This window comes from Mycobacterium sp. UNC410CL29Cvi84 (assembly GCF_000686745.1).
Taxonomy (GTDB): Bacteria; Actinomycetota; Actinomycetes; order Mycobacteriales; family Mycobacteriaceae; genus Mycobacterium; species Mycobacterium mucogenicum_B.
This window is the reverse complement of sequence record NZ_JMLM01000006.1, coordinates 153203-170395: the sequence shown is the minus strand read 5'-3', so window position 1 is coordinate 170395 and position 17193 is coordinate 153203. Positions and strand designations below refer to the sequence as shown.

Annotated in this window: 17 protein-coding genes and 1 pseudogene; 5 read left to right on the top strand and 13 right to left on the bottom strand. The window is 65.5% G+C overall.

What is annotated here, in order from left to right; all coding sequences use genetic code 11:
* Positions 1 to 33: 33 nt before the first annotated feature.
* Positions 34 to 771 carry an IspD/TarI family cytidylyltransferase gene (locus BR47_RS0109215; protein ID WP_029119319.1) on the top strand — a complete coding sequence of 246 codons (738 nt, stop codon included), beginning with the start codon at positions 34 to 36 and terminating at the stop codon, positions 769 to 771.
* Here BR47_RS0109215 and BR47_RS0109210 read toward each other — a convergent pair.
* Both BR47_RS0109210 and BR47_RS0109205 read right to left on the bottom strand, forming a co-directional pair.
* The gene (locus BR47_RS0109210; protein WP_029119318.1) at positions 768 to 1373 is read right to left on the bottom strand and encodes a hypothetical protein; all 606 of its coding nucleotides are present in this window, start codon (positions 1371 to 1373) and stop codon (positions 768 to 770) included. The genes BR47_RS0109215 and BR47_RS0109210 overlap by 4 nt on opposite strands.
* Positions 1370 to 2191, bottom strand: coding sequence for an Rv1363c family protein (locus BR47_RS0109205; RefSeq protein ID WP_051634702.1), 822 nt, complete (start codon positions 2189 to 2191; stop codon positions 1370 to 1372). The genes BR47_RS0109210 and BR47_RS0109205 overlap by 4 nt, the downstream gene beginning before the upstream one ends.
* A 382-nt stretch (positions 2192 to 2573) precedes the next feature.
* On the opposite strand from BR47_RS0109205, the gene BR47_RS0109200 reads away from it, so the two are divergent.
* Positions 2574 to 3041 carry a hypothetical protein gene (locus tag BR47_RS0109200; RefSeq protein WP_020102285.1) on the top strand — a complete coding sequence of 156 codons (468 nt, stop codon included), beginning with the start codon at positions 2574 to 2576 and terminating at the stop codon, positions 3039 to 3041.
* 2 nt (positions 3042 to 3043) lie between these two features.
* Positions 3044 to 3478, top strand: a complete 435-nt coding sequence (locus tag BR47_RS0109195; RefSeq protein WP_029119316.1) for an Rv2576c family protein — start codon at positions 3044 to 3046, stop codon at positions 3476 to 3478.
* A gap of 66 nt (positions 3479 to 3544) precedes the next feature.
* Here BR47_RS0109195 and BR47_RS0109190 read toward each other — a convergent pair whose 3' ends face one another.
* On the bottom strand, positions 3545 to 3946 hold the full coding sequence (locus tag BR47_RS0109190) for a hypothetical protein (RefSeq protein ID WP_029119315.1): 402 nt from the start codon (positions 3944 to 3946) through the stop codon (positions 3545 to 3547).
* A gap of 140 nt (positions 3947 to 4086) precedes the next feature.
* Here BR47_RS0109190 and BR47_RS0109185 point away from each other — a divergent pair, with 140 nt between their 5' ends.
* Positions 4087 to 4758 (top strand): Rv1363c family protein, encoded by a 672-nt coding sequence (locus BR47_RS0109185; RefSeq protein ID WP_029119314.1) that lies wholly within the window; start codon positions 4087 to 4089, stop codon positions 4756 to 4758.
* A 98-nt stretch (positions 4759 to 4856) separates the two neighbouring features.
* Entirely contained in the window at positions 4857 to 5384 is a 528-nt protein-coding gene (locus BR47_RS0109180; protein ID WP_029119313.1) for an Rv2253/PknI dimerization domain-containing protein, read from the top strand.
* Positions 5385 to 5425: 41 nt separating this feature from the next.
* Here BR47_RS0109180 and BR47_RS0109175 read toward each other — a convergent pair whose 3' ends face one another.
* The 10 genes and pseudogenes from BR47_RS0109175 to BR47_RS0109130 all read right to left on the bottom strand — a co-directional run bounded on the left by BR47_RS0109175 (position 5426) and on the right by BR47_RS0109130 (position 16951).
* Positions 5426 to 7168, bottom strand: a complete 1743-nt coding sequence (locus tag BR47_RS0109175; protein WP_029105413.1) for an MCE family protein — start codon at positions 7166 to 7168, stop codon at positions 5426 to 5428.
* Positions 7168 to 8538, bottom strand: a complete 1371-nt coding sequence (locus tag BR47_RS0109170) for an MCE family protein (RefSeq protein WP_155987064.1) — start codon at positions 8536 to 8538, stop codon at positions 7168 to 7170. Before BR47_RS0109170 ends, BR47_RS0109175 begins: the two co-directional genes overlap by 1 nt.
* Positions 8535 to 10064, bottom strand: coding sequence for an MCE family protein (locus BR47_RS0109165; protein ID WP_029105414.1), 1530 nt, complete (start codon positions 10062 to 10064; stop codon positions 8535 to 8537). Before BR47_RS0109165 ends, BR47_RS0109170 begins: the two co-directional genes overlap by 4 nt.
* Positions 10064 to 11146 carry an MCE family protein gene (locus tag BR47_RS0109160; RefSeq protein ID WP_020102293.1) on the bottom strand — a complete coding sequence of 361 codons (1083 nt, stop codon included), beginning with the start codon at positions 11144 to 11146 and terminating at the stop codon, positions 10064 to 10066. The genes BR47_RS0109165 and BR47_RS0109160 overlap by 1 nt, the downstream gene beginning before the upstream one ends.
* Positions 11146 to 12171: an MCE family protein gene (locus BR47_RS0109155; protein ID WP_029119311.1), complete on the bottom strand. Its 1026-nt coding sequence runs from the start codon at positions 12169 to 12171 to the stop codon at positions 11146 to 11148. The genes BR47_RS0109160 and BR47_RS0109155 overlap by 1 nt, the downstream gene beginning before the upstream one ends.
* Positions 12168 to 13445: an MCE family protein gene (locus tag BR47_RS0109150; protein WP_029105415.1), complete on the bottom strand. Its 1278-nt coding sequence runs from the start codon at positions 13443 to 13445 to the stop codon at positions 12168 to 12170. The genes BR47_RS0109155 and BR47_RS0109150 overlap by 4 nt, the downstream gene beginning before the upstream one ends.
* An 8-nt stretch (positions 13446 to 13453) precedes the next feature.
* Positions 13454 to 14308 (bottom strand): MlaE family ABC transporter permease, encoded by an 855-nt coding sequence (locus BR47_RS0109145; protein WP_020102296.1) that lies wholly within the window; start codon positions 14306 to 14308, stop codon positions 13454 to 13456.
* Positions 14309 to 14317: 9 nt separating this feature from the next.
* Complete coding sequence (locus tag BR47_RS0109140) at positions 14318 to 15127, bottom strand: MlaE family ABC transporter permease (RefSeq protein ID WP_029105416.1); 810 nt, start codon at positions 15125 to 15127, stop codon at positions 14318 to 14320.
* Positions 15117 to 15299: pseudogene (locus tag BR47_RS33020) on the bottom strand (thiolase C-terminal domain-containing protein); the annotation flags it as partial. The pseudogene BR47_RS33020 and the gene BR47_RS0109140, both read right to left, overlap by 11 nt.
* A gap of 155 nt (positions 15300 to 15454) precedes the next feature.
* A complete protein-coding gene (locus tag BR47_RS0109130) occupies positions 15455 to 16951 on the bottom strand; it encodes an aldehyde dehydrogenase family protein (RefSeq protein ID WP_029119309.1) in 1497 nt (498 codons plus the stop codon).
* Positions 16952 to 17193: the final 242 nt, after the last annotated feature.

Sequence of the window (17193 nt, the reverse complement as noted above, 5' to 3'; positions counted from 1 at the left end):
AGATCCCCGCTGTCGTCCCACTACCGTGAAGACGTGTCCGCTCCCCCGATCGCCGTCGGCGTCGTCCTTGCCGCCGGCATCGGATCCCGGGTCGGGGCCGACGGCAACAAGGCCTACCTGCAACTGGCCGGCCGCAGCATGGTGGCGTGGTCGGTGGCGGCCGTGGCCGCCAGCCCCCGGGTCGCCCGCACCATCCTGGTGTTCCGCCGCGGTGAGCGCGACCAGGTGGTTCGCCTCATGGCCGACGAACTCCCCAGCACCACAGTCGAATTCGTCGAAGGCGGTGACTCGCGGCACGGCTCCGAACACAACGTGCTGAGCTACCTCGCGGCCGATATCGATGCCGGCGCCGTCGACGTGGTGCTGATCCACGACGCCGCCCGTCCGCTGGCCGGTGCCGACCTGATGGACACCGCCGTCACGACGGCACGCGAGCGGGGCGGCGCCATACCGGTGCTGCCATCGGGCGACGTGCTGCGCCGGACCGAGAACGGGCTCAGCGCCATCGACCAGTCGTTGGTGCGGGTGCAGACACCGCAGGCTTTTCGCGCCGCACCGCTGTGGCAGGCGTACCAGGACGCGGCGGCTGCCGGGTTCGAGGGCACCGACACCTCGTCGTGCGTGGAGCGCTTCACCGACATCGAGGTCCACGCGATCGCCGGATCGGCCCAGAACTTCAAGGTGACATTCGCACACGACGTGCAGGTCGCCGAGCGCCTGCTCGGCCGGCTCGGACGCGGACAGGAATTTGAACCGCTCGCCGCGAACTAGACCGGGTCGAAAGCGGAGATCAACCAGGCGCCGTCGATCTTCTTCATGGAAATCTTCACCGCGCTCTGGGCGAACGTGCCGTCCGGATTGTCCTTGCTCACCGTGGTCTGGTTGATGAATGCCAACACGAGCGCCGACTCCGGCGACAGATCGGAGACAGCGGCCCGCACGACCGTCGCCTCCGTCTTGACGGACTTCTCCTTGACCGCGCGGGTCACGACGCTGTTGGTGAAGTCCGTGTAGAACTTGACGAAGTCGCCGGTGAGGTGGGATTTCGCCGACGCGAAGTCCTTGTCCATCGTCTGCGGGGCGTACGACAGCATCGCGACGGCGCCATCGGATGCGGCCTTGACCACCGTCTCGGCCACCGCGGCGTCGGTCTGCTGATCCGGGCGGTACTGCTTCAGATACACCCACACGGCGAAGCTCGAGGCCACCGCCAGCATCAGCGCCAACAGCGCCGGCAACAACACCCGGGCCCGCCGGGCCCGAAGCGATTCACCGCCGGCCTCGGATTCGGCCGGCGTGCCGGCCGTCGGCTCCTCGGCCGCGGGCTCGACATCGGTTGCCGCCGTAGTGGCTTCGTCATCTTCTGCGGTCACGGCACGAACTCGACTTTCGCTAGCTTGATCTGGCCGCCGTCGCGGACCACGTCGACACTGAGCCGCCATGACCTGGGCTGCTGTTCCTTGCTGACGGCGTTGGACACCCGGGTGGTCACCGCGAGCAATACGTTGGCGGTGTTCTCGGTCATCGACTGCACCGCCGTGGCATTCACCGTCGCCACGGTGACCGCCTTCGACGACTCGGCCACCTTGACGAAATCGCCTGCCTGGGCTTGGAAATCCTTCTTGAAGTCCCCGGCGGTGCTGTCGATGATGCGCTGCACATCCTGCTTGGCATGGTTGAAATCCAAGGACATCAGGTTCACCACGCCCTGGCTCGCGCCGGCCGCATATTCGGCCCGCTGGCGCGCATCCGCGTCGGTTTTGTGGTGCTGCCACATCATCCAGCCGCCCAGCCCGACCAGTCCGAGCGAGATCACGACGATCAGGGTCGCCGCGACCACGGTCAGGATGACTCGCCGCGAATCACGCTGCGCCGGCGCCGGCGGCGTCTGTGCGACAGCCAGATCGGTGTCGATGTCGTCGGCAGCATCGGCCGCCGCGGGCGGTTCGGTCTCCTCAAGATCAGCGGTGGCAGCCACTTCGACGTCTGTCGCGGCACCGGCATCGGAGTCGGCTTCGCGCGCCGCGACCTCCTCGGTTTCCGCCGCGGCGCGGCGCAACCGGATCGCCTTGGCCCGGGCGCGGGCTGCGGCCGCCATCGCTTCCGCCTCGGCGGCCTCCGCCTCGGCCTCGTCGGCCGCCAGCGAGAGCGCGTCGGGCGACTCGGGCCGGCCCATGCTCGGTTCGTCCATACTGATCAATACTGACGCCTCATTGAGGGACGGCATCGAACCTCCTGTCCGCGTCGCAAGGCAATGTAGGAGAATGAGATTATCATTCTCGTCATACCACCGTAACCTCGCGCCACTCAATCAGTCCGCAAAGCGGTCTTTGCCTGCGGAAATGTCATTTACGTGGACATATTGACGCGGAGCGCCCCGCCTCGGCCGCCGCAATCCCCAGCCGGACCGACCACATGCCCCCACACTGGACCATCGGCACCTGTGCACAGATTCCGCCACCCGCGGCCAACCGGCGATGTTATTCTCCGTTTTGGAGAACAACAGTCTCGCGGTGCCGGTTCCAGGCACCAGTCCATACCAACCCGGCTACGCGAAGCGGTGGAGGAATGTGATGAAGTTGCTGGCGATGGGCGCTGCAGCGCTGTCTGCCGCGTCGATCGCTCTGGCACCTCCCGCCTCGGCGACCATGTGGCCGGGCAACTACAACATGCACATCCCGGACCGCCGCGACTTCCATACGTGGATCTGGTCGGCGCAGTCGCCGTGTTACGCCCCGGACGGCAGCCAGATCAGCCTCGACAAATGCATCCATGTGCTGACCATCCCGCAACCGGTGGCCAAGGCCGACAGCTCCGCGGGTGACGCACAGCTGGTCAACGGCCAGTACACGCTGACCATCAACGAGGACATCGGGTTGCGTTGCGGCGATCTCTATTACGGGCCGACCATCCCGACTCATGATGTATATGTTTGGGACGCAACAACTCTCACCGGGACCATGACTTCGTCGTTCGACTCCGGTTGCGACGGCGCACCCGGAGGTACGCTGACCTATCCATTCGGTCTCACCAGGATGTAACGATGCGCACTTCGGTGATTCTCGCTGCGGCAGTACTGATCTCGTCGTCGGCAGCGCCTGCGCCCGCCTTCGCCGATGACGAAGCCGCACCGGCGCCGCCACCCGCGGCACATCACGTCCGCTACGTCGTGAGCGCGGACGCGCCGATCTTCAGCTACATCTATTACCGGGAGGTCGACCCACCGACCTGGTCCGACTACAGCCACAATCCGTATGAGTTCAGCCCGCGGGCCGACGTCACCGTCGGGCCCAACCAACCGTGGGTCTTCGACACGACGCTGAATGATCCCAATCTCTGGGCAACAGTCATGGTGCAGTCCGGCGAGGCCCCCAACTTCAAGACCCCGGCCTTCAAATGTCGCCTCGAAGTCGACGGCGCCGTGGTGAAGGAGGGCAGCGGCCCCCGCGGAGCCTTGTGCTCGATCCGAAACTGGTAGCTTTCCACGAAAACTCCAGCACCTCTGGCGAATTCACCGAGGTACCGGCTCCATGATGGTGCCGACTCAGGTGTCGCCGCGCATCCAGCGACTGACGCCGTTCATCGGAACACACGTCAGGAACAAGCCATCCGGCGCCTGCGCGACCATGCTCTGCTCGGTCATACAGTCGCTGCTCTCGTCGCGGATGCCGGCCATCGGCGGCGAGCGGAACCAGCGGGGCTCGTAGCGTCGGGGCGAGCCGCAGAACATCAGCCGGCCCCAGTCCGTCGTGGCGAATACGTAGTAGGTGGTGTTGTCGCACGGTGCGCCCAGCACCCGGTGCGGGATGATGCCCGGCACGCAGAACGCGTCGTTGCACGTCTGCGGGTCCGCGGCCGCGGTGGGCAGGACATCCCAGGATCGGGGCGCGGCCATGGCCATGCCAGCCATCAGCATCGAGGCGGCCGCCAGCACCATCACGCGCACGCCCTCAACTTTCGCACATTCGGAAACGAAATTCTCTGTTTCGGAGAAGATGATTACGATGGTCGACACAACCCACCGCGATGTACCGGTGGGACCACTAACCTGGGCACCGCGCCACCCGACACAAGGAAGTCTTCCCCATGGCACCACAGGCCGTCGGCAATTCCGCAGATACCGCGGCGGCCGGCGATGCGGCAGCAGCCGAAGCCGAGGCTGTGCGGGCGGAGGAACGTGCCCGCCAGGCGCGCGCCCGCGCTGCCGAACTCCGCAGGCAGGCGACCGAGTCAGTTGCTGCAGCGAGCCCCACCACAGCCGCGCCACCACGCCAGGTGTCACGGTGGCGCCCGCTCGCGGTGGGTCTCGCCGGGCTGGCCTTCTGCATCCTGCTCGGCGTCGGCGCGGCCCTGAGCTGGCGTCACCAGCTGGCGCAGACACAGCACCAGCAGCAAGAGCGCGCGGCGGCGGCAGCCCGACAGGGGGTCATCGACGTCATGTCGTTGAACTTCGTCAACGCCGAAGACGACGTGAAACGCATCGCCGACAATGCCACCGGCAAGTTCAAGGCCGACTTCCAGGGGCAGCAGTACATCCTGGTCAGACAGCTCATCGATGCCAAGGTGGTCACCCATGTCGAGGTGACCGGGGTCGCGGTCCAATCGGTATCCGAGAACTCGGCCGTGGTCCTCGTCGCGGCGACATCGCAGGCGGCCAACACCAAAGACCCGCACCCGGCGCCGAAACGATTCCGGGTGGTCGTGACGCTGACACAAGACGAAGGTCTGCTGAAGATCGCCGATCTCGAGTACATCTGAGCGCGCCGAAGTGATACTGCAGATGGCAATCTGCCACCCGATCGGAACTGATATTCTCCAAATTCGAGAATAGAACTACCACACTGCAGAGGGACGCCATGCCGGGCTTTACATGGAGCACCAAGGCGGCGGTCGGTTCGCTCCTCGCCACCGCCGTCGCATTGTCGGGTGCGACGCCGGCCCACGCCGACGAAGACCCGAGCCTCTGGGGCATCAACGGCACGTTCGCCACCTCATCGAACGGCGCGTTCGCCAAACTCAACGAGCGATACGAGGCGCAACCCGGGAACCGGGCCACGTGGACCATCACTACCCGATGCGTGGGCCCGTCGGACTGCACAGGCACCGTCAAGAGCAGTGACGGATGGACCGCGCCGATCTACACCACGGACGGCATCTACTTCGTCAAACGGTCGGTGCCCAACTGGCGCTACTGCGACGACGGCACCGCCATCCAGGGCTTCCAGGAGTACAAAATCTATCCAGTAGCACCCGACGGCCGCTTGGCTAACCTCTCTGACGAGTACGCCGGTGAAGACCACACCATGGGCCCCAGCGGATCCTGCGGCCGCAACCAGTGGCCGGTCGTCCGGATGCCGTTCTACATGAAGAAGATCGCCGGCTAGCCGCGTCCGCGTCGCCGGCAGGCGCCACCGCTCCCCCGGCGCTACGACGGCATCATCTGCTCCCACGACGTCGCCGGCTTCACCAGGTCGGACTGCGCGTACAACTTTCCGTCACTGCCCAGATACTGACCACTGCGCGGATCGTAATGGGCGATCATCACGGACGGACCGGAGGAAGACTGCTTGAACGCGCTCGGCGCTGCCTGCGGCGCCGAATTCCCTTGCGGCACGGGGGCGTTGGCACCGACATCCGGAGGACCGGGCGCCGGGGTGGGCACAGTGGTCGCCCGCGGCAGCAGATCTGGGCGGTCTGGGACCATCGGCCCTTGCGGCAAGCCGCCGTCCGCTGGTGCCGCAGCCGGCGCGTCCACGTGTAGTGGTGGATACGGCAGCAGTGGACCCGGCGGCATACCTGGGTAGCTGGCAGGTGGCGGGGCCGGCGCCGGTGGCGCCTGCGGCCGGTCCGCCACGCCCGCCGGCAGTGGCGAGCCCTCGATTGGACCGTAGATGTTGTCGTCGGGCCGCGCCCGCGAATCCGGACGAATACCTTGCGCGATCAGGTTGGGGTCGATCGGGTACGGCCCCAAGGCATGCTGCCGCTGTGCCAGCGGCTGAAAACCGTTGGGGTCATTGCACAATTCGACCGTGGGCGCCCGTTTTCCCGGGTTGTCCATGCACGGGTAGTTGCGCGCACCGCGCACCGCGATCGGCGAGTCCTGCGGCAATTTGCAGTACAGGTTGTCAGGAGTATCGGCGGGGCTCAGGTCGGCCGGGGACCGCCAAGCCGAGGGCGGCAGAAAGCCGACTGTGCACGACGGCGGGTCACCGAGACCGACTGAGAAGTCACCGTTGGGCATGCCGGTGGGACTGTTCACGGGCGCATACGTTTGAATCTGCGCCACGAACGGCGGCAGCAGCACCAGCAGCTGTTCGAGCGACGCGTGCCAGGTGACACCGATCTGACCTATGGTGCCCAGGTTCGCCAGCAAGATCGGAAGAGTCGGCTTGATCTGCTGCAACAGGTTTGAGGTCTCCTGCGAGAAGCCCGGACCGTTGTGCAGTATCGAACGGAACTGCGTGTCGTCATTGGCCATCGTGCCGGTGATTCCGGCCAGATGGGCCGCCCAGGCCCGGATGCCGTCGGTGTTCTGCGCCTGCGCGTCCAGGAATGGTCCTGAGTCGTCGACCAACGTACGCATCTGGTCGGAGACTCCGTTGGCGGCGGTGGTCAGCTTCGACGCCGAATCCAGCAGCGACCCGAAGTCGTAGCCCGTGCCGTTGAACGCCGCGTAGGACTCGTCGAGCAGCTTGGCCAGCTTGTCGCCCGGAATCGTGTCGACCATGGCGCCGAGCTTGTCCAGCATCGGGCCCACCGGCTGCGGGATGGTGGTGTCCGCCAGCGGAATGGTCGCGCCGTCTTCGAGGTACGGCCCAGAGTTGTTCTTGGGCAACAGTTCTACGTACTGCTCGCCCACCGCCGACATGCTGCGGACCTGCGCCTGCAGCGCAGCCGGGACCTTCGGCGAGGTGTCCAGCGACAACGTTGCCTCGGCACCCGTCGGCGTCAGCTTGATGTCGGTGACCCGGCCGATCTGCGATCCGCGATACGTGACATTGCTGAAGCGGTACAGCCCACCGGTGGCCGGCAGCTGCAGCTTGACCGTCAGCCGGTCGAGCCCGAGCAGCGTGGGTATCTGCATGTAGGCGAACAGCATCACCGTCACGCCGATGACCGACGCGATGGTGAAGAGAATCAACTGAATCCGGACTAATCGGGTGAGCATCAGTTGCCTCCGTTCGGCGGCGCCGGGGCCGGCTCGGGCGCCTGCGCTCCGTATGGACCCGCGAACAGCTGGTTCGGGGCGGTCGGCGGCGCGTCCCGCACAACGCTGCCGGCCATTCCCGCCTGCGGTACCAACGGCAGCATCGGGCCGGGGCTTTCGGCCACGGCCGGCGGCGGCGCCCACGGCGGCTGCGGTGAACTCGGCACCCAGCTGCCCGGCGGCGGTGGGTCGATGCCGGTCTTGAGCGGGTCGTAGGTGTAGTTCAGATACGACGGGTCACCTGGCGCCGGCACGAGTTGGGTGCCCTCCTGCCCCCACCGGGTACCCAGCATCGTGCTGTGCTTCAGACGCGGGATGGTGAGGTCGATGACGGCGTAGAGGTTGTAATAGTCTCCGCGGATTGCTCGGTCGATGAAGCTGCCGGTGAACGGGAAATGCGGCAGGTACTCGAGAACGGTGTCGACATCGGGCCCCAGGGCGGTGAACGCCGCCAGCGCCGGTGTGATGTTCTTGAGGTTGCTCACGAGATCGGCCTTGGAGTCGTTGACGAGCTCAGTCGCCACGTTGCTGAATTTGCCGAGTTTGGTCAGCGCGGTGGTCAACTGCGGCCGTTGCTTGATCAGCACATCCAGCGCCGGTGGGATCTTGTTGAGAGCCTGGGTGAGCACATCGCGCTGCCCGGCGAACGTAGCCGCCAGCCGGTTGAGCGCTTGGATCGAGTTGACGATGGCGTCGCGTTGGTCGTCCAGGGTGCCGACGAAGTCGTTCAAACGTGACAGCAGATCACGGAATTCGGCTTCGTGACCGTTCAGCGCGCTGCTGAAGTTGTGGATCACGTCCCCGATCTGGCCCAGCCCGCCGCCGTTGACCACGGCAGCCAAAGACGACAACGTCCGTTCGGTGGTCGGGTAGGTCGACGAGTCGTTCAACGGGATCGTCGCGCCGGGAGCCAAAGCGCCGCTCGGGTTTTGGCCGACCGGCGGGTCCAGTGCCAGGTGCATCGAACCCAGCAGGCTGGTCTGGCCGACCCGCGCCACCACATTGGCAGGGACGGTCACGCCCGGCTTCACCGAGAACTCGATGTCCGCGTGCCAGTTCTTGGCCGTCATGCGGCGGACGCTGCCCACCACGACGTCGTTGATCATCACCGGCGAATTCGGTTCGAGCGTCGCCACGTTCGCGACCTCGACGTGGTACACCGTCGAGCCCGTCCCACGGCCGACCGCGCCGGGCAGCGGAAGCGAGTTCACGCCCTGAAACGCACAGCCGGTTGTGGTCAGCATGATCGCCACGCCGGTCGCCAGGGCCGCCTTTGCCGTCCGCTCCCATGGGGAACGATATTGTGCACCAGCAGATTTCACAATGCTCATGGGCGCGGCGCCCCTTCTGCCGGGGCCGGTGGTGGCGGGGCGGCGGACATGCCCGGGCCGAGTGGAGTGTCGCTACCGATCTGGCCCGCGGGCACAGGAGGACCGACCGGTGCCGCAGGCGCCTCGGCAGGCAACGGCGGCGGTGTGCCTTGCGGGGCGGGCCCGGGCACCGGCCCGGCCGGATTCAGCATCGACCACACCGACGGCGGCATGTTCGGCCCCGGATTCGGCAGCGCGTTGGGCAGCATCTGGTCGGCTCCCGGTGGCGGGGTGCCCGGCGGCCTGCCGGTGAAGGGCGGCACGGCCGGGCCAGGGTTGTAGGCCGACAGCACCGGATCGGTCTCCGGCGGTACCGGCGATCCGCCACCGCCGCCGGGTGCCAGGCGCGCTTCGGAATACACGAGGTCCTCTGGCGACGCGGCCGGCATCAGGAACGGATCGATCCCGAACGGCAGATGGTTGAAGTTGACCAGGCGCAGGGCCGGACCGAGGTACTGCGCACAGAGCTTCGCGGTCTCGGGTGCGGTGGTGTTCTCCAACGCACCGATTGCCCCGCAGATGAATTCGACGGGTGACGAGAAGTTGTTCAGTACGAATTGGCCGACCGGACTGCCTGTCACCGGGTTGTAGATGTTGTATGCGTTGACGAACTCGTTGGGGGCGATGTGCAGGATGTTCTTCAGCTGCATCTGGTTGTCCACGAGGTTCTGCGTGACGTTGGTCAGTCGGCGCACCTGCTCGGCTGTCTGGTCCCGGGTGCCGGCGACGAAGTTCTGCACCTCGACGATCGACGTCGACAGATCCTTCAGTGCCGCATCGAGATCCGACTTGCTGCCGTCGACCACTCCGGTGAGCGTCACGAGCCGATTCTGGAACGCCACGATCTGCTGATTGCTGTCGCGCAACGCCGTGACGAAGGTCTGCAGGCTCTTGATGATGTCGACCATGTTGCCGCTGCCGGCCGCCAGCACCCTTGCTGCACCGGCCATTTCGGTGATGGTGTCGTGTAGCTTCTGGCCGTTGCCGTCCAGCGCATTTGCCGCGCTGTCGATCATCCGCGACACCGAAGTACCGGAAACACCACTCTTTGGCCCCAGATCGGTGGCCAGCCGCGTCAGCTGAGTCTTGACCTCATCCCACTCGACCGGAACGGCGGTGCGGTCCAACGGAATGACGGCATTGTCACCCAGCTTCGGACCGCTGTGCCGGTACACCGGGGTCAGCTGGACGTACCGCGCCGCCACCAGGTTCTGCGCCACGATCACGGCCTTGGCGTCCGCGGGAATCGGCACGTCGCGGTCGATGTCGAGGGTCAGCCGGGTCTGTGTGCCCTCCGGCACGATCGCGCCGATGGTGCCGACCTTCACGCCGGCCACGCGGACGTCGTCTCCCGGATAGATGCCGGTGGCTTCGGTGAACAGTGCGCTGATGGTTCGGGGCGCAAAGAACAAGTGACGTACCAGGAATCCACCGCCGACCACCAACAGCGCGACCACCGCGGCCGCGGCCAACCGCCTACGCGTCATCAGCGCGATCCTCCGGGAATTCCGTTGTAGGGCAGCGGGAGCTCGGCACGCGGTCCGGCGTTGTCCGGCGGTTGGCCGGCGTGCACGCCGCGACGGAAGCCGAACGCATAGTCGAAGAACGGTTGCAGCGTCTGCGCGGGGATCAGGTTCGGCACATAGGCGCTGTAGTACGGGCCGTTGGCCAGCGTCTCACCTTGCGACAGCATGAATTTCCGCATGTCGGGGAGAATCTTGGTGATGTTGTCGCGGTTCTTCTCGAGAATCTCGGTCACTCGGTTCAACCGCTCGAGTGTGGGCGCCAATTGTTTCTGGTTGTCGTGCACCAGACCCGACAACTGTTTGGACACCGCCGAGGTGTTGGCGAGCAGCGCGACGATCGCCTCGCGCCGCTCGTTGAGCACGCCGAGCAGGTCGTTGGCATCGAGGATCAATGTGTTCAACTGTCCACTGCGTTGGGAGAGCACGTTGGTGACATCCGCTGCGCTCTTGAGCAGTCCGGCGAGGCTTTCGTTGCGGCTGTTGAGCGATCGCGATACTCGGCTGAGCCCGTCGAAGGTCGGACCGAGCTTCGGCGCGATCTGGTCGAGCGTCGCGGCCAGCGTGTCGAGCGACTGGTTGAGCGAAGCGGTATCGGTGCCGGCGGTGTTGCTGGTCAATTCGCCCACCGCATCGGTCAGCGAGTATGGCGACGAGGTCCGCGTGGTGGGGATGACGTCGTTGGGCCGCATGGTGCCCGTGCCGGCCGATTCCAGGGTCAGCACCCGCTCGCCAAGCAGCGACCCGGTGCGGATGTGCGCGGTGGTTTGCGAACCCAATGGGTACTTGCCCTTGGCGGTGAAGGTGACCACCGCATTGCCGTCCCGCAGCGCGATGTCGGTGACCGTGCCGATCTTGATGCCGGACACGGTGACCTGATTGCCTTTCGCTATCCCGCCCGCCTCGGTGAACTCCGCCTGGTAGCGCACCGAAGTGGCCCACTGGCTGATCCGTTCGGGCTGCAATCCGATGGCAATGATGAGCGCTATCAACACAACACCGAAGAATCCGGCCTTGACCAGCCGTGCACCGCGATATTTCAGCATCAGGGCTCACCGCACCTTCCGCCCTCTTGCTGAATCATCGGGAACACAGCGGTGCGACCCTGCAGGTCTGACACGCGAACCTGCAGACCACAGATGTAGTACATGATCCAGCTGCCATACGATCCGAGGCGGGCCAGCTTGTGGTAGACCTCCACATCCTTCTGAATGCCACGGTCCAGCACCGTCTTATGGTCATCGAGGAACGGAGCCAGTCGGTTGAGTTCGTCGACGGTCAGCTTCAGCGGCTCCCGTGCCTGGTTCAACAGACTGGTGATCGAGGCGGTCCCCTGATCCAGTTGGGTGATGGCGCTGCCGATCGGATCCCGATCCTGGGCCAGCCCGCTGATCAATTGCTGCAGCTTGTCGATGGCGCCGGAGAATTGGTTGCCGTCTTTGGACAAGGTGCCGACCACCTGGTTCAGGTTGTCGATCAGATGCGACACCGTCTGGGCGTTGTCCGCCACCGTATTCGAGAACGACGACGTCCTGCCCAGCAGGGAATCCAGGTTGTCCCCTTGCCCCTGGAAGATCTGGACCAGCGACGACGTCAGTGCGTTCACGTCCTGTGGGTTCAGCCCGCGGACCACGGGCCGCAATCCGTTGAGCAGGAGATCCAGATCCAGGGCACCGGACGTACGGTCCTCACCGATGGTCGAGCCCGCGGGCAGAATCCGGGATGATCCCGGTGCGGCCGTCAACTCGAGGAAGCGGTCCCCGACCAGGTTGAGATAGCGGACCGCAACCTTGGTCCCCGTGGTCAGCGCGACGTCCTTGTCGGCGTCGAATGTGACCAGCACCTTGTGATCGTCTTGCAACTCAACATCGTTCACGGTGCCCACCCGGACACCGGCCACCCGCACCGAGTCGCCGCCCTTGAGCCGCGAGGCGTCGGCGAACACCGCCTTGTACTGCGACGTGGAGCCGCTGCGGTATTGGCCGAAGGCCATGAACAAGAAGACCGTCATCAGCACCATGACGGCGGCGAACACCGAGAACTTGATCAGTGTGGAGTTGGAACGCTTCATCCGGGCATACCCGCCTGAGTGGTGTTGCGCGGCGGACCGTCGATCGGGCCGAACAGGATCTGCTTCAGGCCGTCGGAGTTGAGCACCACCCCTGGGTTGCCGTACACCCATGGGTTGGCGGCGGTGTCCGTGACCAGATACTTGGACCGGTTACCAAATCCGATGTAGGGCAAGCCCATACAGTGCGGGCCGCCCTTGGCCGCGACTTTGGGCAGGTTCGACGGGTAGCGGTAGCGGTCGATGCCCATGACGAACGACGCGTTGACCATCACGCCGGGATTGGGCTGCGGTGGCTGGTGCGCCAGGAAGTTCATTCCGCCCAGCGCACATTTGAGCCCCGGCGCGTACTCGTTGAGCAGGTCGGTAGTCGGGGCCAACAGGTGCAGCACCTTGCTGAGCTGCTCCCGATTGCCGCCGAGCACATCGTTGCCCGTGTCCGCGAGCCCCGACATGCTGATCAGGAAACTGTCCAGACTCTTCTGTTCCTCGGTCAAGGTCGCGCTCATCCTGGTGGCGTTCTTGACCGTTTCGAGCAGGTCGGGTGCGGCATCGGCATAGGCCTGCGACACCGGGGCCATCACCTCGATGTCGTGTCCGAAGTTGGCGAGGCTCGGGTTCAGCTTGGCCAGCAGGGTGTCGAAGTCGACCATGGTCTGGCCGAATTGCTCGCCGCGCCCGGCCACTGCGGTCGACATGGCCGCCAGGGTCTGGTTCAGCTTGGCGGGGTCGATCTTGTCGAGCACGTTCGTGAGCTGTTGGAACACGGTGTTGATCTCGACGGTGACGTGGTCGCCACCCAGCTCTTGTCCGGCCCGCAGTGGCGTCGAGGACGGATCGGAAGGCGCCTGCAGGTCAACATATTTCGCGCCGAACACCGTCGAGGACGCGATGTTCGCGCGGACATTCCCGGGAATCAGATGCAGCTGCGACGGATCCATCGCCAAGTGCAGGGCGGCGGTGCCGTCCGCGCGCTGCTCGATCGATTCGACGGTGCCGACCTCGATCCCCCGCATCTTGACTTTGGCGTCCGGGTTCATGACCAGACCGGCACGCTGCGAAATGACCGTCACCGGAACCGATTCGGTGAAACTGTCGGAGAACAGGGCAATGGCCAATGCGATCACCGCACCGACCACGGCGACCGTCGCCAGGCCTGCCAGCGGTCGCGCGTACGTCCGGGCGCCGAAATGTCCGCCGCCTTTGGCCGCCACGGGAGCCGCGGAGCTGGTGGTCTCTGACCGGTGCAGGGGGCCCGGACCCAGGTTCTTCGTCACCGTCGCCCCTAGCCCGACAGGTGGAAGTTGCCGTTGGAGCCGTAGATCGACAGTGACACCAGCAGGGTCACCGACACCACCACGACCAGGGACGTACGCACCGCATTGCCCACGGCCACACCGACTCCCGACGGACCACCGGTGGCGAAGTAGCCGAAATAGGTATGGATGAACAGGATCGTCAAGGCCATCAGGATGGCCTGCAGAAACGACCACAGCAGATCGACCGGGTTCAGGAAGGTATAGAAGTAGTGGTCGTACAGGCCCGCGGACTGGCCGAACAACATCACCGTGACGAACCGCGACGCGATGAACGACAAGATCACCGCAATGGAGTACAGCGGGGTGATCGCGATCATGCCGGCCAGGATTCGCGTGGACACCAGGTACGAGATCGGGCGGATCGCCATGGACTCCAGCGCGTCGATCTCCTCGTTGATCCGCATCGCCCCCAACTGCGCGGTCACGCCCGCGCCGAATGTCGCGGCCAGCCCGATCCCGGCGACGATAGGCGCCGCGATCCGCACATTGATGAACGCAGACAAGAACCCGGTCAACGCCTCGATGCCGATGTTGCCCAGGCTGCTGTACCCCTGCACCGCCAGCGTGCCGCCGGTGGCCAGCGTCAAGAAGCCCACGATCGCGACCGTCCCGCCGATCATCGCCAACGTTCCGGCGCCCATGGAGATCTCGGCGATCAGCCGCACGACCTCCTTGCGGTAGTGCGACCCGGCGAACGGCACCCCGGCCAACGCCTTGCCGTAGAACAACGTGTGATCACCGATGCGCCCCAGTAGACCGATCGGCCGGCCCAGCTCGCGCGCCATCCGCGGATACGTCTGCCGCAGCGTCTTGAGTGCCATCGCCGCGTCCTACCGCGCCGTCATCCGGATACCGATGGCGGTGACTACGACGTTGATCACGAACAACGCCATGAACGCGTACACCACCGTCTCGTTGACCGCGTTACCGACGGCCTTGGCCCCGCCCCCGGAGATGGTCAACCCGCGGTAACACGCCACGAGCCCGGCGATCAGCCCGAACAGCGCGGCCTTGATACACGAGATGATCACCTCGGGCACACCCGTCAGCAGCGTGATCCCGGCCGCGAACGCACCGGGGTTCACGTCCTGGACGAACACCGAGAAGATGTAGCCACCCAGGATGCCGATGATCACCACCAGCGAGTTCAGCAGCAGCGCAACCAAACCCGATGCCAGCATCCGGGGCGTCACCAACCGGGCCACCGGGTTGATGCCCAGCACTTCCATCGCGTCGATCTCTTCGCGGATGGTCCGCGACCCCAAATCCGCACACATCGCCGTCGCGCCCGCCCCCGCGACGATCAACACCGTCACCATGGGACCGACCTGGGTCACCGCACCGAACGCCGCACCCGCCCCCGACAAGTCCGCCGCACCCAACTCACGCAACAGGATGTTCAACGTGAACGACACCAGCACCGTGAACGGGATCGCCACCAACAATGTGGGCGCCAACGACACCCGCGCCACAAACCACGACTGCTCCAGGAATTCGCGCATCTGGAACGGCCGCCGAAACAGATACCGCACCGCATCCGCCGACATCGCGAACAAACCACCGATGGCCTGCATCGGCCCGGATGCACTGCGCGCGAAAGAAATCCCCGGTGACCACCGGTCCGGCCCCTTACCTGCCATCCGCGCCCGGTCCTTCCAGAATCGTCACGGCCGACACGGCAGCCGGACCGCCAATGTTGTGTGCCAACGCGATGCGGGCGCCGTCCACCTGACTGTGGGCAGTGCCACGAAGTTGTTGGAACAACTCGACGCACTGTGCCACACCGGTGGCACCCGGCGGGTGGGAACCGGCCTGCGTACCAGTGATTTTCACGAGTGTCCGGATGCCGACGTCGTCCAGCTCGAGATCGAGGCCCAACCCGGCCGGCGGCCCGGCGGCATTTTTGTTCTCGGTCAACGGCAGGTACGTACCGAAGGCGACGACGGTGGGCATCAAATGAACCTGGTCTAGACGACGACCGTGGCGAAGGTCTTGCGCTCGAGAAACTCTTCGAGTCCGGCCGCACCCATCTCCCGGCCGATACCGGACTGCTTGTACCCGCCGAACGGGCTGTCGGGGCTGAAGTAATTGCCGCCGTTGATCGAAAAGGTTCCGGTGCGGATGCGCCGGGCCAACGCCAGGGCGCGCTCCTGACTGCCGAACACCGCGCCCGACAGTCCGTAGATGGAGTTGTTGGCGATCGCGGCCGCGTGGTCATCGTCGTCGTAGGCGATCACCGCCAGCACGGGTCCGAAGACTTCCTCCTGGGCGATCTCACTGTCGGGGTCGACGTTCGTCAGCAGGGTCGGCGTATAGAAGTAGCCGGGGCCCTTCTTCTCGCCGCCGGTGACCAGGGTGGCGCCGTCGGCGACGGCCCGTTGCACCATGGCATCGACCTTGTCGCGCTGCTTCTGGCTGATGAGCGGCCCCATGTAGGTGGCCGGATCCTTGGGATCGCCCCAGCGCACATGCGAGAAGTTGGCCTTGACCATCTCGACGATCTCGTCGTGATGTTTCCGCGGCACGAGCAGCCGGCTGGTCAGTGCGCAGCCCTGGCCGGCGTGGGTGACCATGCTGAACGCGGAAAACATTGCGGCCAAGGCGAAGTCGGCGTCGTCGAGCACGATGGCGGCGGACTTCCCGCCCAGTTCCAGGAACACCCGCTTGAGGGTCGTGCTGGCGGCGGCCATGATGGCCCGGCCGGTCGCGGTCGAGCCGGTGAAGGTCACGGCGTCGACGTCGCCACTGGTGGTCAGGGCGATGCCGACCGCCGGGTCGGACGAACTGATGATGTTGACGACGCCGGCAGGGATATCGGTGTGGTTGGCGATGAGCTCGCCCAGCGCCAGGGTGACCAAGGGAGTGTCGGGGGCCGCTTTGAGCACCACCGTGCAGCCCGCCGCCAGTGCCGGGGCGAGCTTGGCCAGTGCCAGCTGGTTCGGATAGTTGTAGGCGATGATCGCCGCGACGACGCCGGCACTTTCCTTCTCCACCCAGCGATGGTGCTGTGCGCCACGGATCTCGACGGTGCCGAGGTCCTCGGTCATCGGAAAGGTCTCGAGCAGGTCGGCGTAGTAGCGCACGATCGCGATGGGCTGGTCGAGTTGCGCGCCATGCGTCAGCGCGACCGTGGCGCCGACTTCTTCGATGGTCAGCGCCGCCAACTCCTCGCGGTGCTCGATGAGAGCTTTGTGGAGTTGGTCGAGGCAGCGGATTCGCAGCTCGACATTGGTGGCCCAGTCGGTGTCGTCGAATGCGCGGCGGGCGGCCTTGATGGCCGCTTCGGCGTCGGCCACGGTGGCCTCGGGCGCGTGGCCGAAGACCTCTTCGGTGGCCGGGTTGATCGAGGGATAGCTACCTTCGCCCGCGACCAATTCGCCATTGATCAACATGTGGCGGTCCACGCCCGTTTCGGCAGCTCGAGCACCCGTGATCTTGCCTGCATCAACCGTGGCCTGAGCCATCCGCGCCTCCTCGAGCTGCGACGATGTAATGGAAATTTCATTCTCATCTACGGCGAATCATACATTCACAACGGGAGAATACAATGAAGGCTAGGTGTCCTAGACATCTGGCTGGTCTCCGCGGAACGCAGCCCAGCGACCGCCCCTGAACTTGGGGCTCCCGCCCGGGTTTGCGACAGCGTGGACGCCGCCCGGCCTCGGACGGCACCAACGTCTCGTCGTCTCTGAAGTGCGTCGCCTAC

Excerpts from the sequence above, each read along its gene's own strand:
- BR47_RS0109170 (WP_155987064.1), bottom strand. The coding sequence starts at position 8,538 with ATGAGCATTGTGAAATCTGCTGGTGCACAATATCGTTCCCCATGGGAG.
- BR47_RS0109185 (WP_029119314.1), top strand. The coding sequence starts at position 4,087 with ATGGCACCACAGGCCGTCGGCAATTCCGCAGATACCGCGGCGGCCGGC.
- BR47_RS0109165 (WP_029105414.1), bottom strand. The coding sequence starts at position 10,064 with ATGACGCGTAGGCGGTTGGCCGCGGCCGCGGTGGTCGCGCTGTTGGTG.
- BR47_RS0109145 (WP_020102296.1), bottom strand. The coding sequence starts at position 14,308 with ATGGCACTCAAGACGCTGCGGCAGACGTATCCGCGGATGGCGCGCGAG.
- BR47_RS0109200 (WP_020102285.1), top strand. The coding sequence starts at position 2,574 with ATGAAGTTGCTGGCGATGGGCGCTGCAGCGCTGTCTGCCGCGTCGATC.
- BR47_RS0109180 (WP_029119313.1), top strand. The coding sequence starts at position 4,857 with ATGCCGGGCTTTACATGGAGCACCAAGGCGGCGGTCGGTTCGCTCCTC.
- BR47_RS0109155 (WP_029119311.1), bottom strand. The coding sequence starts at position 12,171 with ATGAAGCGTTCCAACTCCACACTGATCAAGTTCTCGGTGTTCGCCGCC.
- BR47_RS0109160 (WP_020102293.1), bottom strand. The coding sequence starts at position 11,146 with ATGCTGAAATATCGCGGTGCACGGCTGGTCAAGGCCGGATTCTTCGGT.
- BR47_RS0109195 (WP_029119316.1), top strand. The coding sequence starts at position 3,044 with ATGCGCACTTCGGTGATTCTCGCTGCGGCAGTACTGATCTCGTCGTCG.
- BR47_RS0109205 (WP_051634702.1), bottom strand. The coding sequence starts at position 2,191 with ATGGACGAACCGAGCATGGGCCGGCCCGAGTCGCCCGACGCGCTCTCG.
- BR47_RS0109140 (WP_029105416.1), bottom strand. The coding sequence starts at position 15,127 with ATGGCAGGTAAGGGGCCGGACCGGTGGTCACCGGGGATTTCTTTCGCG.
- BR47_RS0109175 (WP_029105413.1), bottom strand. The coding sequence starts at position 7,168 with ATGCTCACCCGATTAGTCCGGATTCAGTTGATTCTCTTCACCATCGCG.
- BR47_RS0109130 (WP_029119309.1), bottom strand. The coding sequence starts at position 16,951 with ATGGCTCAGGCCACGGTTGATGCAGGCAAGATCACGGGTGCTCGAGCT.